The 14,743-nt window shown below is 65.5% G+C and carries 16 protein-coding genes; 6 read left to right on the top strand and 10 right to left on the bottom strand.

Going from position 1 to position 14,743, the window contains the following annotated elements; all coding sequences use genetic code 11:
- Positions 1-9: 9 nt before the first annotated feature.
- From BCEP18194_RS18160 to BCEP18194_RS18115, 10 genes are all read right to left on the bottom strand, one after another.
- Entirely contained in the window at positions 10-771 is a 762-nt protein-coding gene (locus tag BCEP18194_RS18160; RefSeq protein WP_011352723.1) for an SDR family oxidoreductase, read from the bottom strand.
- 22 nt (positions 772-793) lie between these two features.
- The gene (locus BCEP18194_RS18155; protein ID WP_011352722.1) at positions 794-1,375 is read right to left on the bottom strand and encodes a TIGR00730 family Rossman fold protein; all 582 of its coding nucleotides are present in this window, start codon (positions 1,373-1,375) and stop codon (positions 794-796) included.
- Positions 1,372-2,130 (bottom strand): TetR/AcrR family transcriptional regulator, encoded by a 759-nt coding sequence (locus tag BCEP18194_RS18150; RefSeq protein WP_011352721.1) that lies wholly within the window; start codon positions 2,128-2,130, stop codon positions 1,372-1,374. Before BCEP18194_RS18150 ends, BCEP18194_RS18155 begins: the two co-directional genes overlap by 4 nt.
- Positions 2,131-2,335: 205 nt before the next feature.
- Entirely contained in the window at positions 2,336-2,872 is a 537-nt protein-coding gene (locus tag BCEP18194_RS18145; protein ID WP_011352720.1) for a diacylglycerol kinase, read from the bottom strand.
- Positions 2,869-3,903 carry a glycosyltransferase family 4 protein gene (locus BCEP18194_RS18140; protein WP_011352719.1) on the bottom strand — a complete coding sequence of 345 codons (1,035 nt, stop codon included), beginning with the start codon at positions 3,901-3,903 and terminating at the stop codon, positions 2,869-2,871. Before BCEP18194_RS18140 ends, BCEP18194_RS18145 begins: the two co-directional genes overlap by 4 nt.
- Positions 3,904-3,932: 29 nt before the next feature.
- Positions 3,933-4,871, bottom strand: coding sequence for a UDP-2,3-diacylglucosamine diphosphatase (locus BCEP18194_RS18135; protein WP_041492905.1), 939 nt, complete (start codon positions 4,869-4,871; stop codon positions 3,933-3,935).
- 225 nt (positions 4,872-5,096) lie between these two features.
- A complete protein-coding gene (locus BCEP18194_RS18130; RefSeq protein WP_011352717.1) occupies positions 5,097-5,603 on the bottom strand; it encodes an RDD family protein in 507 nt (168 codons plus the stop codon).
- A gap of 6 nt (positions 5,604-5,609) precedes the next feature.
- Entirely contained in the window at positions 5,610-6,368 is a 759-nt protein-coding gene (locus tag BCEP18194_RS18125) for a DUF3106 domain-containing protein (protein WP_011352716.1), read from the bottom strand.
- A 26-nt stretch (positions 6,369-6,394) separates the two neighbouring features.
- The gene (locus tag BCEP18194_RS18120; protein ID WP_011352715.1) at positions 6,395-6,820 is read right to left on the bottom strand and encodes a DUF3619 family protein; all 426 of its coding nucleotides are present in this window, start codon (positions 6,818-6,820) and stop codon (positions 6,395-6,397) included.
- A complete protein-coding gene (locus tag BCEP18194_RS18115; RefSeq protein WP_011352714.1) occupies positions 6,817-7,380 on the bottom strand; it encodes an RNA polymerase sigma factor in 564 nt (187 codons plus the stop codon). Before BCEP18194_RS18115 ends, BCEP18194_RS18120 begins: the two co-directional genes overlap by 4 nt.
- A 355-nt stretch (positions 7,381-7,735) precedes the next feature.
- On the opposite strand from BCEP18194_RS18115, the gene BCEP18194_RS18110 reads away from it, so the two are divergent.
- The 6 genes from BCEP18194_RS18110 to BCEP18194_RS18085 all read left to right on the top strand — a co-directional run bounded on the left by BCEP18194_RS18110 (position 7,736) and on the right by BCEP18194_RS18085 (position 14,736).
- Positions 7,736-9,499, top strand: coding sequence for an acetolactate synthase 3 catalytic subunit (locus BCEP18194_RS18110; RefSeq protein WP_011352713.1), 1,764 nt, complete (start codon positions 7,736-7,738; stop codon positions 9,497-9,499).
- A 112-nt stretch (positions 9,500-9,611) separates the two neighbouring features.
- The gene (ilvN, locus tag BCEP18194_RS18105; RefSeq protein WP_011352712.1) at positions 9,612-10,103 is read left to right on the top strand and encodes an acetolactate synthase small subunit; all 492 of its coding nucleotides are present in this window, start codon (positions 9,612-9,614) and stop codon (positions 10,101-10,103) included.
- Between the two features lie 95 nt (positions 10,104-10,198).
- The gene (gene ilvC / locus BCEP18194_RS18100; protein ID WP_011352711.1) at positions 10,199-11,215 is read left to right on the top strand and encodes a ketol-acid reductoisomerase; all 1,017 of its coding nucleotides are present in this window, start codon (positions 10,199-10,201) and stop codon (positions 11,213-11,215) included.
- Between the two features lie 127 nt (positions 11,216-11,342).
- Complete coding sequence (locus BCEP18194_RS18095) at positions 11,343-11,987, top strand: phosphatidylserine decarboxylase (RefSeq protein ID WP_011352710.1); 645 nt, start codon at positions 11,343-11,345, stop codon at positions 11,985-11,987.
- Between the two features lie 15 nt (positions 11,988-12,002).
- The gene (pssA, locus tag BCEP18194_RS18090; protein ID WP_011352709.1) at positions 12,003-12,875 is read left to right on the top strand and encodes a CDP-diacylglycerol--serine O-phosphatidyltransferase; all 873 of its coding nucleotides are present in this window, start codon (positions 12,003-12,005) and stop codon (positions 12,873-12,875) included.
- Between the two features lie 316 nt (positions 12,876-13,191).
- Positions 13,192-14,736, top strand: a complete 1,545-nt coding sequence (locus BCEP18194_RS18085; RefSeq protein WP_011352708.1) for a 2-isopropylmalate synthase — start codon at positions 13,192-13,194, stop codon at positions 14,734-14,736.
- The last annotated feature ends 7 nt before the right edge of the window (positions 14,737-14,743 follow it).

The following is a 14,743-nucleotide window of genomic DNA, read 5'->3' as shown; positions in this document are numbered from 1 at the left end:
AGTGCGGAATTACCGGCCGCCGCCGACGTCGAGCAGGGCGCCCGTCGTGTAGGACGCCGCATCGCCCAGCAGCCAGACGATCGCTTCGGCGATCTCCTGCGCTTCGCCCGCGCGGCCGAGCGGCGTTGCTGCGCCGAGGCGGGCCGCACGGCCGGGCTGGCCGCCGCTCGCGTGAATTTCGGTCTCGATCAGGCCGGGCCGCACCGCGTTGACGCGCACGCCGTGCGGGCCGAGTTCCTTGGCCAGGCCGATCGTCAGCGAGTCGACCGCGCCTTTCGACCCCGCATAGTCGACGTATTCGTTCGGCGAGCCGAGCCGGGAGGCGATCGACGATACGTTGACGATCGCGCCCCCGCGGCCGCCGCGGTCGGTGGACAGCCGGCGCGCGGCTTCGCGCGCACACAGGTACGCGCCGAGCACGTTGGTGTCGAACATCCGCCGCAGCCGGTCGGCCGGCATGTCGGCGAGCGGCATCGACGGCGCGACGATGCCCGCGTTGTTGACCAGCGCGTCGACGCGACCGAACGCGGCCGTGACGGTGTCGAACATCGCGACGACATCGGCTTCGTTTGCGACGTCGCCCGCGACGACGCACGCCCGGCCGCCCGCGTCGCGGACGGCCTGCGCAGTGAGTTCGGCCGCTGCCGCGTCGCGCGCGTAGTTGATGCCGACGTCCCAGCCGCGCTCGGCCGCGAGCACGGCGGTTGCGCGGCCGATGCCACGGCTCGCGCCGGTGATGAGGACGGCTTTGCGGTCGGACGGTGCGGTCATCGCGTGCGGGTTCCGGTGACGGTTACTTGGCTGCGTCGGGCGCCCACTTGTCGTGAACGGGCGGCTGGTAGCGACGCAGTCGCTCGATCAGTTCGACGGGTTCCGATTCGACGCACAGTGCGTCGAAATAGGCCGGACGCATGAAGCCCTCGTCGACCGTATGGCGCAGCAGCGCGATCAGCGGATCGTAGAACGAATCGATGTTGTAGAGCGCGACGGGCTTGCGGTGATAGCCGAGCTGCGCCCACGTGTAGACCTCGAAGAGCTCCTCGAGCGTGCCGGCGCCGCCGGGCATCGCGACGAACGCGTCGGAGAGGTCGGCCATCATTTTCTTGCGGTGGTGCATGTCGGGCACGACGTGCAGTTCCGACAGCCCCGTATGGCCGACTTCCTTGTCGACGAGCAGTTCGGGGATCACGCCGACCGCACGGCCGCCGGCCGCCATCACTTCGTCGGCGATCACGCCCATCAGGCCGACCCGGCCGCCGCCGTAGACGAGCGTGAGGCCCGCATCCACGAGCGCGCGGCCGAATGCGCGCGCGGCGTCGGCATAGACGGGCCGCACGCCGGACGACGAGCCGCAGTAAACACACACTGCCTTCATTGCTTGGAATCCTTGGCGGCGGCTTGCCCGGTGACGACCGGGCTGCCGGCGGGGCGCGGCGAACCGTCGCGCGGCGGCAGGTAGTCGGTGAACTGGCGCTTCGGCAGCTTGCCGGACACCAGGTCGTCGAACAGCTGGCGCGACCGGCCGCGCAGGTACGGTGCCATCACGGAGATCACGTGCATGCTGACCTGGTGCAGTTCCTCGCGGATCGCGTCCTGGTCGTTGTATTTGCGCGGATGCATCACGTACTGATACGACAGCCAGTACGTCGAAATGACGGCCATGTTGGTGGCGATGACCTCGATCTCGGCGGGCGTCGCGACCATCTCGGTGTCGGACACGAGCAGCTCGCACATGTCGCGCGCGAAGCGCACCTTGTGGCTGATGATCTGCTTGAAGTGCGTCTCGAGCGTGCGGTTGCGGGCGAGCAGGTCGTTGAGGTCGCGATACAGGAACCGGTAGGTCCACATGAAATCGGCCATGTACTGCAGGTACGACCAGGTTTCGTCGATGGTCGGACGATGATCTTCGGGAAAGCGCAGCCGCCGTTCGATCTGCTGCTCGAACTGCGCGAAGATGCTGTTGATGATGTCGTCCTTGTTGCGGAAATGGTAGTACAGGTTGCCTGGACTGATTTCCATTTCCTCGGCGATCGTCGTGGTCGTGACGTTCGGCTCGCCGATCTCGTTGAAGAGTTTCAACGACAACTCGAGAATCCGTTCGCGGGTGCGGCGGGGAGGTTTCGCTTCCATGTCGTCCGGCCCTGTGTGTGCCGGACTGGCGGGCGCTGCAATCGATGCTGCGTGATTCGTCCGGCGCGGGTTGCTGTTCTATGTCTAGCGGACGATTATAAACCGGGGTTTCGCCACATCGGGGCATTTCGTGATCGCGGCCCCGCGCGGCGCATGGTGCAGCGCCGCACGCGGGCGGTACGACAGGTGCCCGCAGGGCAGCTGTCTAGAAGCCGAGCCAGCGTGCAACGACCGGTCCGAGCACGAAGCCCCACGTCGTCACGCATGCAAACAGCGCGACCGTCACGGCGGCGCTGCCGAGGTCCTTCGCGCGCTTCGAGAGTTCGTGACGCTCGAGCGAGATGCGGTCGATCGCGGCTTCGACGCTCGAGTTCAGCAGCTCGACGATCAGCACGAGCAGCACCGACGCGATCAGCAGTGCGCGCGAGGCGGCCGGCACCGGTGCGAACGCGCCGATCGGGAGCATCAGCGCGGCGAGCGTGAGTTCCTGGCGAAACGCGCTCTCCTCGCGGATCGCGACGCGAAAGCCGTTCAGCGAATGCTTGAGGGCGTACCAGGCGCGCGTGATGCCGCGATGGCGCTTGTACGGGTTCGGCGGCAGCGGCGCGAGCCGATCGTCGGGGCCGAGCGGCTCGTGCGCATGCACGTCCGCGTCGGCGTGCGGCTCTTCCTCGTCGAACGGGCGGTGCCGTTGCGGCGTTGCGTCGGGGGGCGGGGTCTTGTCGTTCAGGTCTCGTTTCAAACGGCGGCACCTTCTGCTGGCGAGTACGCAGTCTTCGGCAGCGGCTTCAGATGCGACGCGAACTGCTCGGATGCCGCGCGCCACGAGAAGCGTTCGGCCCATGCGCGCGCAGTGGTGCGTTCGATCTTCAGCGCCTCGAGGCAGGCTTCCTGCAGGTCTTCGTGCATCGCGCCGGCGTCGCCTCCGCCGAGCACGTCGATCGGGCCTGTCACGGGATACGCGGCAACCGGCGTGCCGCAGGCGAGCGCCTCGAGCAGCACGAGGCCGAACGTGTCGGTGCGACTCGGGAACACGAACACGTCGGCCGCAGCATACACCTTCGCGAGCTCGGCCTGTGACAGCACGCCGAGATAGTTTGCTTCCGGATAGCGCGACTTCAGCTCCGCGAGCGCGGGGCCTTCGCCCGCGACCCACTTCGAGCCGGGCAGGTCGAGGCGCAGGAAGGCCTCGACGTTCTTCTCGATCGCGACGCGGCCCACGTACAGGAAGATCGGCCGCACGGTATTGAGCACCTTCGATTCCATCGGCCGGAACACGTCGAGATCGACGCCGCGGGTCCACAGCACGACGTTCGTGAAGCCGAATTTTTCGAGGTCCTGCTTGACGACCGGCGTCGGCGCCATCACCGCGAGCGACGGGCCGTGGAACCAGTGCAGGAAGCGGTAGGTCGCGGCGAGCGGGATGCCGAAGCGCGCCTGCACGTATTCCGGAAAGCGCGTGTGGTACGCGGTCGTGTACGGCAGCTTGCGCGAACGCGCATAGCGCCGCGCGGCGAGGCCGAGCGGGCCCTCGGTCGCGATGTGCAGCGCGTCGGGTGCGAACGCATCGATCCGCGCGCGCAGCTTGCGGTACGGCAGGATCGACAGGCGAATCTCGGGATAGGTCGGGCAGGGCACCGTGCGGAATTCCAGCGGCGTCAGCATTTCGACGCGGTGGCCGAGCGCGGTGAGCTCGCGCGACGTGCTCTTCAGCGTGCGCACGACACCGTTGACCTGCGGTTCCCACGCGTCGGTGACGATCATGATCTTCATCGCGGCTTTGTCCTGTAAGTAAGGGTGTGTCAGGCAGTGGCCTTGGCCTTGCGCGACGTGGTCTCCGTCGGGGCAGTGCGCATCACCGTCCAGTAGACGATCTTCAGTTCGCCTTCCATCGTTTCGACGAGCGCGGACAGGCTTTCGACCCAGTCGCCGTCGTTGCAGTACAGCACGCCGTCGATGTCGCGGATCTCGGCCTTGTGGATGTGGCCGCACACGACGCCGTCGCAGCCGCGGCGGCGCGCCTCGTCGGTCATCACGGTCTCGAACTGCGAGATGAAGTTGACGGCGTTCTTGACCTGGTGCTTCAGGTACTGCGACAGCGACCAGTACTGGAAGCCGAGCCGGCTGCGGATCCGGTTGAACCAGCGGTTCAGCACGAGGATCAGCGTGTAGAGCGTGTCGCCGAGGTACGCGAGCCATTTCGCGTGCTGGATCACGCCGTCGAACAGGTCGCCGTGCACGATCCACAAACGTTTGCCCGCGAGCGTCGTGTGGAACGCCTCGCCGCGCACCTGGATGTCGCCGAACGCGAGATCGCAGAACTGCCGCGCGCCTTCGTCGTGGTTGCCGGGGATGTAGACGACCTGCGTGCCCTTGCGCGCCTTGCGCAGGATCTTCTGCACGACGTCGTTGTGCGCCTGCGGCCAGTACCAGCCCTTCTTCAGCTGCCAGCCGTCGATGATGTCGCCGACGAGGTACAGGTACTCCGAATCGTTGTGGCGCAGGAAGTCGAGCAGGTACGGCGCCTGGCAACCGCTCGAGCCGAGGTGGATGTCGGACAGCCAGATGGTGCGGTAGCGGTGGGCAGACGAGTCGGGGTCGTCATGCTGCGCGGCGTGACCGGCTGGCGGGTCTTGCGACACCAGCCCGTCGGTTGCGGCAGAACCGGACAGGAAAGCGGTAGCGGCGCGGGCGCCGATGGGGTGACGGAACAGGGAGGTCGCGGACGTTTTCTGGCCCATGCATGACTCGCGCCGGTTGACATTACCGGCATTCCGCCATGCGGGCGTGACTGTGCCGTGACAGTCACGAGACGTTCTTATTACGGCCGCTGCAGGGTGTTTAGCAGTGAATGACGGAGCGTTGTGCAACCTGCCGTACGGAACGGCCGAGCGTTGTCCGGTAAGGCTGTCAGGCCGGGCGGGAGTCGCGTCGGCGAGGCGTTTTCGTCAGGCGAATGCGGTGCGTCAGCGTGGTATCGCGACGACGCGCGTACGTGCGATCCGGTCGTGCGGAAACTGGCGGCCGGCATGCAGCCGCGCGGCGCCGGCCCACACGACGATCCATGCGGCGGTGAGCGCGAGCGTGACGGGTACCGACAGGCCGAGGAGCGGATGCAGCGCGAGCGGCGGCAGGAACCACAGCCAGCCGAGCGCATAGCGGACGAGCGCGTGGCCCGCGCTCAGCGGCCGGCCGCTCGACGATTCGAGCCGCAGCCGCCAGGTCTTCATCGGCAGTGTCTGGCCGCCGTGGGTCCAGAACCAGACGAAGTACGCGCCGACCACGAGTGCGATCCAGGCGGCGAGCAGGTTGTGATGGACTAGGCCGTTGCGTTGCTGCGTCGCAAGGCTGAACGCGAGCCCGGCGAAGAACACCACGCCGAACAGCAGCACGCCTTCGTAGAGCAGGGCAGCGAGACGCCGCCGCACGGATGGCGCGGCGGCCGGAATTTCGGGTGCGCGGGCGTTCGCCACGGGCGCTCAGGAACCCTTGAACAGCGAGGGTGCGTCGGCGGGCGACACGGGCGCCACGGCGGCCGGCGCGGATGCGGTGCCGGCCGTCGACGAGGCGGGCACCGGCGGCGCGACGGCGGCCGAGACGGGCGCCGGTGCGGTGGCCGGGCCGCTTGCCGGGTGTTCGTGCGAATTGACGAGGCGACGGACGTCACGGTCGGCGACGGTCGGCGGCGCACTGACGACGCTCGGCCGGCGGCGGCGCTCGGCGGCCGCGAGACGTTCCTTCTGCTCTTCGGGGAGTTGCTGGTACGCCTTCCATGCACGCTCGCGAGCCTGCGCGGAAAGCTCCTTCGCACTCTGGTAATTCTCGCGCGCGACGCGGCGCTGCTCGGGCGTCATCTTTGCCCATTCGGTCATCCGGTCTTGCAGGCGCTTCTGATCATCGGGCGTCAACTTCGCGAAACGCGACGCGATCTTCAGCCATTTGCGCTTGCGGGCATCGCTGAAGCCGTCCCACTGGTCGGCGAACGGCGCGAGTGCCGCGTGCTGCGCCGGCGTGAGGCGTGCCCACGACAGCGGGCCGGTAGCGGCCGGCAGCGGCAGGGGGAGCGGGGGGAGTTCGGTGGTCAGCCCGGTCGCGGCCGATGCGGGCGCGGCAGGGCTGCTGGCCGCGGCGGTGGTCGTCGCGGGGGCCGGGCGGAATCGTGGGTAAGTGGCGACGTAGGAAACGGCGATCGCGATTACGCATCCGAAAAATACGGCCAGGCCGCGCTTCTGACTCACCCGTGCGATCCCCTCGTTATTGTCTGTTAGTGAGCGCGCGACAGATACGCGTTGAACCCGTGATCGAGATACGCGTTGAGCGGCAGGTCGTCGCTGAGCATCGCCGCGTCGATGTCGGCGAGTTCGGCGGTGCGCTGCATGTCTTCCCAGTAGGCGATGCCGACGAGCCCCGCGAGCAGCAGCGCCAGCGGCCACGCGCGCAGCAGGCGGCGCGCGAACGACGCCTGCGGGCGGCTCGCGGGTGCCGTGCCGTACGCACCGGCCGCGCCGGCGAAGGCCGGCACGAACACCGGCACGGTCGCGGCTTCGGGCTTCTTGCGCGCGAGCGCAGCCCGGCGGGCGACGGCCAGACGGTCGGTGGTCGCGGCAGGCAGGTCGGCCGCGCGCTCGTCCAGCGCGCGGCGCACCTTCAGCGCGAATTCGTGTTCTCGATTTGCGGGAGAGGAGCTCATAGCGTGATTCCTTTGGCCTTGAGCGCGTGCGCCAGCGTGTGGGTGGCCCGTGAGCAGTGCGTCTTCACGCTGCCCTCGGAGCACCCCATTGCGGCGGCCGTCTCGGCGACATCCATATCTTCCCAATAACGCATCAGGAACGCTTCCCGTTGACGCGCCGGAAGCTTCTGGATTTCTTCGTCGATCAGGGCCAGAACCTGCTCTCGTTCGAGGCGGTGCTCGCTGCTCTCGACGCCCGCGTTGTCGTCCGCGGATTCGAGTGTTTCGAGGGGGTCGAAGTCGTCGTCGTCGCTGTTGTTCAGCGACGAGAAGAGCGTGACCCACGTATTGCGGACCTTCTGCCGGCGGAACCAGTCGTGGATCGCGTTCTGCAGGATCCGCTGAAAAAGCAGCGGCAGTTCTGCCGCCGGCCGGTCGCCGTACTTCTCCGCAAGCTTGATCATCGCGTCCTGCACGATGTCGAGCGACGCATCGTCGTCACGCACGGCGTACGCAGCCTGCTTGAACGCGCGCCTTTCGACGCCCGCCAGAAAGTCGGCGAGTTCCTTGTCTGATGCCATTCCGTGAAGGTATGCGCTGCGGGCCGCTGCGTGGTGTAAAAGGTCGAAAAATTTCGTAAAACCCGCGGATGCTATCAAATTTTCGCGCCGCTTGGCACCGGGTTGGGCGCCGTACGTTGCGCGCGAGCCGCGGCGGCGGGGTGCCGGACGGCGCCCATGATGCGCTGCGGGATATTTTGCTTGACGACCCAATCACGACCCGCTATCGTCAATGATTCGCAACATGAAGTGATGGTCTCATTTGAGGTTGGCCCAAGAAGCCAGCCCTTCAAACTGGACGCGCCGCTTGAACCCGAGCCACAAGCCCGGCAGAGAGCACCCGATCAATTTTTTGCCGAAAATTCGAAAGGTCAAAATGAACATGCCCAGCGCGGAATTCTCCACGTCGGAACCCCTTTCCCCTCCCGATAGCGACTCCATCGGCGGTACCGTGCTCATGAAGGCACTGGCCGATGAAAACGTCGAATTCATCTGGGGCTACCCCGGCGGCTCGGTACTCTACATCTACGACGAGCTTTACAAGCAGGACAAGATTCAGCACGTGCTGGTGCGCCATGAACAGGCGGCCGTGCACGCAGCCGATGCGTATGCGCGTTCCACCGGCAATGTCGGCGTCTGTCTCGTGACGTCGGGCCCCGGTGTCACCAATGCGGTGACCGGCATCGCCACGGCGTACATGGATTCGATCCCGATGGTCGTGATCAGCGGCCAGGTGCCCACGGCCGCGATCGGCCAGGATGCATTCCAGGAGTGCGACACCGTCGGCATCACGCGTCCGTGCGTGAAGCACAACTTCCTCGTGAAGGACGTGCGCGACCTCGCGGAAACCGTCAAGAAGGCGTTTTATATCGCCCGCACCGGCCGTCCGGGCCCGGTGCTGATCGACATCCCGAAGGACATCTCGAAGACGCCGTGCGAATACGAGCCCGTCAAGAGCGTGTCGCTGCGTTCGTACAACCCGGTCACGAAGGGCCATTCGGGCCAGATCCGCAAGGCCGTGTCGCTGCTGCTGACCGCGAAGCGTCCGTACATCTACACGGGTGGCGGCATCATCCTCGCCGACGCGTCGCGTGAACTGAACCAGTTCGCGGACCTGCTCGGCTACCCGGTCACCAACACGCTGATGGGCCTCGGCGGCTATCGCGCGTCGGACAAGAAATTCCTCGGCATGCTCGGCATGCACGGCACCTACGAAGCGAACATGGCGATGCAGCACTGCGACGTGCTGATCGCGATCGGTGCCCGCTTCGATGACCGCGTGATCGGCGACCCGGCGCACTTCGCGTCGCGTCCGCGCAAGATCATCCACATCGACATCGACCCGTCGTCGATCTCGAAGCGCGTGAAGGTCGATATCCCGATCGTCGGCGACGTGAAGGAAGTGCTGAAGGAACTGATCGAGCAACTGCAGACGGCCGAGCATGGCCCCGACACCGAGGCGCTCGCGCAATGGTGGAAGGACATCGAGGGCTGGCGCTCGAAGGACTGCCTGAAATACGACCGCGAAAGCGAGATCATCAAGCCGCAATACGTGGTGGAGAAGGCGTGGGAGCTGACGGACGGCAATGCGTTCGTGTGCTCGGACGTCGGCCAGCACCAGATGTGGGCGGCGCAGTTCTACCGTTTCAACAAGCCGCGTCGCTGGATCAACTCCGGCGGCCTCGGCACGATGGGCTTCGGCCTGCCGGCAGCGATGGGCGTCAAGATGGCGCACCCGGACGACGACGTGCTGTGCATCACGGGCGAAGGCTCGATCCAGATGTGCATACAGGAACTGTCGACCTGCCTGCAGTACGACACGCCCGTGAAGATCATTTCGCTGAACAACCGCTATCTCGGCATGGTTCGCCAGTGGCAGCAGATCGAATACAGCAAGCGCTATTCGCATTCGTACATGGATGCGCTGCCTGATTTCGTGAAGCTTGCCGAAGCGTACGGCCATGTCGGCTTGCGGATCGAAAAGACCTCGGATGTGGAGCCGGCGCTGAAGGAAGCGCTGCGCCTGAAGGATCGCACCGTGTTTCTCGACTTCCAGACTGATCCGACCGAAAACGTCTGGCCGATGGTACAGGCCGGCAAGGGCATCACCGAGATGCTGCTCGGATCGGAAGATCTGTAACGGCGCGACGCGCGCCTGAGCCCGATGCGGCCGCCTTCACGAAGGGCGGTGCGGCACGCGGCAGCGCGCGGCGCGAGTGAATCGACACGGACACATTCTGGAAGAAGCGAACATGAGACACATCATTTCCGTCCTGCTGGAGAACGAACCGGGCGCGCTGTCGCGCGTGGTCGGTCTGTTTTCCGCACGCGGCTACAACATCGAAACCTTGACGGTGGCGCCGACCGAAGACCAATCGCTGTCGCGGCTCACCATCGTTTCCATTGGCTCCGACGACGTGATCGAACAGATCACGAAGCATCTGAACCGCCTGATCGAGGTGGTGAAAGTGGTGGACCTGACCGACGGTGCACACATCGAACGCGAGCTGATGCTGATCAAGGTACGTGCAGTGGGCAAGGAGCGCGAAGAAATGAAGCGGATGGCGGACATTTTCCGCGGCCGCATCATCGACGTGACCGAAAAGACCTACACGATCGAATTGACGGGCGCGAGCGACAAGCTCGACGCATTCATCCAGGGGCTGGACGCGGGCGCGATCCTAGAGACCGTGCGCACCGGCAGCTCCGGCATCGGACGCGGCGAGCGCATCCTGAAGGTGTGATGCCAGACAGGCACGCCGGGTGCGCCGTCATGTCCCGGCCCGCAGTACTCCATCCGAACGAATTGTTGAATTTTTGAATTAGCGAAGGAACCATCATGAACGTTTTCTACGACAAAGACGCTGACCTCTCCCTCATCAAGGGCAAGCAAGTCACGATCATCGGCTACGGCTCGCAAGGCCATGCACACGCGCTGAACCTGAAGGACAGCGGCGTGAACGTGACGGTCGGCCTGCGCAAGGGCGGCGCGTCGTGGAGCAAGGCCGAAAACGCCGGCCTGTCGGTCAAGGAAGTCGCGGAAGCGGTGAAGAGCGCAGATGTCGTGATGATGCTGCTGCCGGACGAGCAGATCGCCGACGTGTACGCGAAGGAAGTCCACGCGAACATCAAGCAGGGCGCAGCGCTGGCATTCGCGCACGGCTTCAACGTTCACTACGGTGCGGTGATCCCGCGCGCCGACCTCGACGTGATCATGATCGCGCCGAAGGCACCGGGCCACACGGTTCGCGGCACGTACTCGCAAGGTGGCGGCGTGCCGCACCTGATCGCGGTTGCGCAGAACAAGTCGGGCGCGGCACGCGACATCGCGCTGTCGTACGCGGCAGCGAACGGCGGCGGCCGTGCAGGCATCATCGAAACCAACTTCCGTGAAGAAACCGAAACCGACCTGTTCGGCGAGCAGGCCGTGCTGTGCGGCGGTACCGTCGAGCTGATCAAGGCGGGCTTCGAGACGCTGGTCGAAGCAGGCTACGCGCCGGAAATGGCGTACTTCGAGTGCCTGCACGAACTGAAGCTGATCGTCGACCTGATCTACGAAGGCGGCATCGCGAACATGAACTACTCGATCTCGAACAACGCCGAGTACGGCGAGTACGTGACGGGCCCGCGCATCGTCACGGAAGAGACGAAGAAGGCGATGAAGCAGTGCCTGACCGACATCCAGACGGGCGAGTACGCGAAGAGCTTCATTCTCGAGAACAAGGCAGGCGCACCGACGCTGCAGTCGCGCCGCCGCCTGACGGCCGAGCACCAGATCGAGCAAGTGGGTGCGAAGCTGCGCGCGATGATGCCGTGGATCGCGAAGAACAAGCTCGTCGACCAGTCGAAGAACTAAGCACCGCGTGCTGTTCCGGCCCCTCGAATAGAGGGCCGGTACCAAAAAGCCGCCCGAAGGCAGCAGTGCCCCGGGCGGCTTTTGCTATCCTACGGGCTTTGCAATTCACCGAACACAGAACGAATCCATGAACTATCCTCATCCGATCATCGCGCGCGAAGGCTGGCCGTTCATCGCGATTGCAGCCGTCATCGCGCTGTTGATCCATGCTGTCGGGGGCTTCGGCTTCGCGTGGCCGTTCTGGCTGCTGCTCGTCTTCGTCGTCCAGTTCTTCCGCGATCCGCAGCGCCCGATCCCGGCGCAGCCGAACGCGGTGCTATGCCCGGCGGACGGCCGCATCGTCGCGGTCGAGACTGCGCAAGACCCGTACGCGAACCGCGAAGCGCTGAAGATCAGCGTGTTCATGAATGTCTTCAACGTCCATTCGCAGCGTTCGCCGGTCGATGGCGCGATCTCCAAGGTCGAGTACTTCCCGGGCGCGTTCCTGAACGCGGCGATCGACAAGGCGTCGACCGAGAACGAGCGTAACGCGGTCGTGATCCAGACGGCGAGCGGCAAGACCGTGACCGCCGTGCAGATCGCCGGCCTCGTCGCACGCCGGATCCTCTGCTACGTGCGCGCCGGCGAACCGCTGTCGCGCGGCCAGCGCTACGGTTTCATCCGCTTCGGTTCGCGCGTCGACGTGTACCTGCCGCTCGGCAGCCGCGCGAAGGTGTCGATCGGCGAGAAGGTCTACGCGTCGTCGACGATCCTCGCCGAGCTCGAACAGTAAGCGGCGGGGCGCACGATGGCCGCATTCAAACCGCGTCGGCCGCGCAACGGCGCCGGCCAGACGCCACGCCCGTTCCGCCGCAACAAGGTGATGGCACCGGATTCGGTGCCCATCGAGAGCCGCCGCGCCGCGCGCCAGCGGTTCCTGAAGACGCGCGGCATCTACCTGCTGCCGAACGCATTCACGACCGCCGCGCTGTTCTGCGGCTTCTTCGCGGTCGTGCAGGCGATGAACGTGCGCTTCGAGATCGCCGCGATCGCGATTTTCGTCGCGATGGTGCTCGACGGGATGGACGGGCGCGTTGCCCGCATGACGCATACGCAGAGCGCGTTCGGCGAGCAGTTCGACAGCCTGTCGGACATGGTGTCGTTCGGCGTCGCGCCCGCGCTCGTGATGTACGAGTGGGTGCTGAAGGATCTCGGCCGCTGGGGCTGGCTCGCCGCGTTCGTCTATTGCTCGGGCGCCGCGCTGCGGCTCGCGCGTTTCAACACGAACATCGGCAGCGTCGACAAGCGTTTCTTCCAGGGGCTGCCGAGCCCGGCGGCCGCGGCGCTGATTGCCGGCTTCGTGTGGCTCGCCACCGACAACCGCGTGCCGATGAAGCTCGGCTGGCTGCCGTGGGTCGCGTTCGTGCTGACGATCTACGCGGGCGTGACGATGGTGTCGAACGCGCCGTTCTACAGCGGCAAGGCGCTCGACGTGCGGCACCGTGTGCCGTTCGCGGCGATCCTGCTGGTCGTCGTCGCGTTCGTGCTCGTGTCGTCCGATCCGCCGCTGATGCTGTTCTGCCTGTTCGTGCTGTACGGGCTGTCCGGCTACGTGTTCTGGGCCTACATGGCCATTCGCGGGCGCGCGAATCCGGCGCGCTCGTCGCAGCGCGATCACTGACGCGCATTTTTTGCCCGAAAACGGCGGCCTCCGGGCCGCCGTTTTTATTTGCCCCTTTTTCGAACCGGGCCGCCGGAGGCCCCGGGTGCCGTCCGATTGCGCACCCAACGGAATGCCGCTATAGTCGTCGGCATGACTGCATTTTCCCGCCTCTCCCTCCTTCTAGCCGGTGCGCCGCTACGCGCGCTAGCTTTGGCGCGCCTGCCGCGCTGACCGTTCTCGCCCCCCCGTCAAGCCTCGTCTGTTGTTGAGCGTCGCCAGCGGTGGCGCGATCTCGTTACGTTTGACTTCCGTATAAAGAGCCCTGGAGCCCCCCATGACAGACAAGCTGATCATTTTCGATACGACGTTGCGTGACGGCGAACAATCGCCCGGTGCGTCGATGACGAAGGAAGAGAAAATCCGCATCGCGAAGCACCTCGAGCGGATGAAGGTCGATGTGATCGAGGCCGGCTTCGCGGCCAGCTCGAACGGCGATTTCGACGCGATCCACACGATCGCCGGTCTCATCAAGGACAGCACGATCTGCTCGCTGGCGCGCGCCAACGACAAGGACATCCAGCGCGCAGCCGACGCGCTGAAGCCGGCCGAGAGCTTCCGGATCCACACGTTCATCGCGACGTCGCCGCTGCACATGGAGAAGAAGCTGCGGATGACGCCCGACCAGGTGTTCGAGCAGGCGCGCCTCGCGGTGCGTTTCGCGCGCAAGTTCACCGACAACGTCGAGTTCTCGCCGGAAGACGGCAGCCGCTCCGACATGGATTTCCTGTGCCGCGTGCTGGAAGCCGTGATTGCCGAGGGGGCGACGACGATCAACATCGCCGACACGGTCGGCTATGGCGTGCCGGAGCTGTACGGCAACTTGGTGAAGACGCTGCGCGAACGCATTCCGAATTCGGACAAGGCGATCTTCTCGGTGCATTGCCATAACGACCTCGGGATGGCGGTCGCAAACTCGCTCGCCGGCGTGAAGATCGGCGGCGCGCGTCAGATCGAGTGCACGATCAACGGTCTCGGCGAGCGCGCGGGCAACACGTCGCTCGAAGAAATCGTGATGGCCGTGAAGACGCGCAAGGACTACTTCGGTCTCGACGTCGGCATCGACACGTCGCAGATCGTGCCGACGTCGAAGCTCGTGTCGCAGATCACCGGTTTCGTCGTGCAGCCGAACAAGGCGGTGGTCGGTGCGAACGCATTCGCGCATGCGTCGGGCATCCACCAGGACGGCGTGCTGAAGGCGCGCGACACCTACGAGATCATGCGCGCGGAAGACGTGGGCTGGACCGCGAACAAGATCGTGCTCGGCAAGCTGTCGGGCCGTAACGCATTCAAGCAGCGCCTGCAGGAGCTCGGCGTGTCGCTCGACAGCGAGAGCGAACTGAACGCCGCGTTCATGCGCTTCAAGGATCTGGCCGACCGCAAGGCCGAGATCTTCGACGAAGACATCATCGCGATCGTGTCCGAGGAATCGGCACTTGCGCACGAGCAGGAGCACTTCAAGTTCGTGTCGCTGTCGCAGCACTCGGAAACGGGCGAGCAGCCGCATGCGAAGGTCGTGTTCGGGGTCGAAGGCAAGGAAGTGACCGGCGAGGCACGCGGCAACGGTCCGGTCGATGCGACGTTCAACGCGATCGAGAGCGAAGTCGGCAGCGGTTCCGAGTTGCTGCTGTACTCGGTGAACGCGATCACGACCGGCACGCAGGCACAGGGCGAAGTGACGGTCCGGTTGTCGAAGAGCGGGCGGATCGTCAATGGCGTCGGCACCGATCCGGACATCGTCGCCGCATCCGCGAAGGCCTACATCTCCGCACTGAACAAGCTGCATTCGAAGGACGACAAGGTCAATCCGCAGCGCTCGTAAGCGCCGC

It is taken from the genome of Burkholderia lata, assembly GCF_000012945.1.
Classification (GTDB): Bacteria; Pseudomonadota; Gammaproteobacteria; order Burkholderiales; family Burkholderiaceae; genus Burkholderia; species Burkholderia lata.
This window is presented reverse-complemented; position numbering and strand designations above follow the sequence as displayed.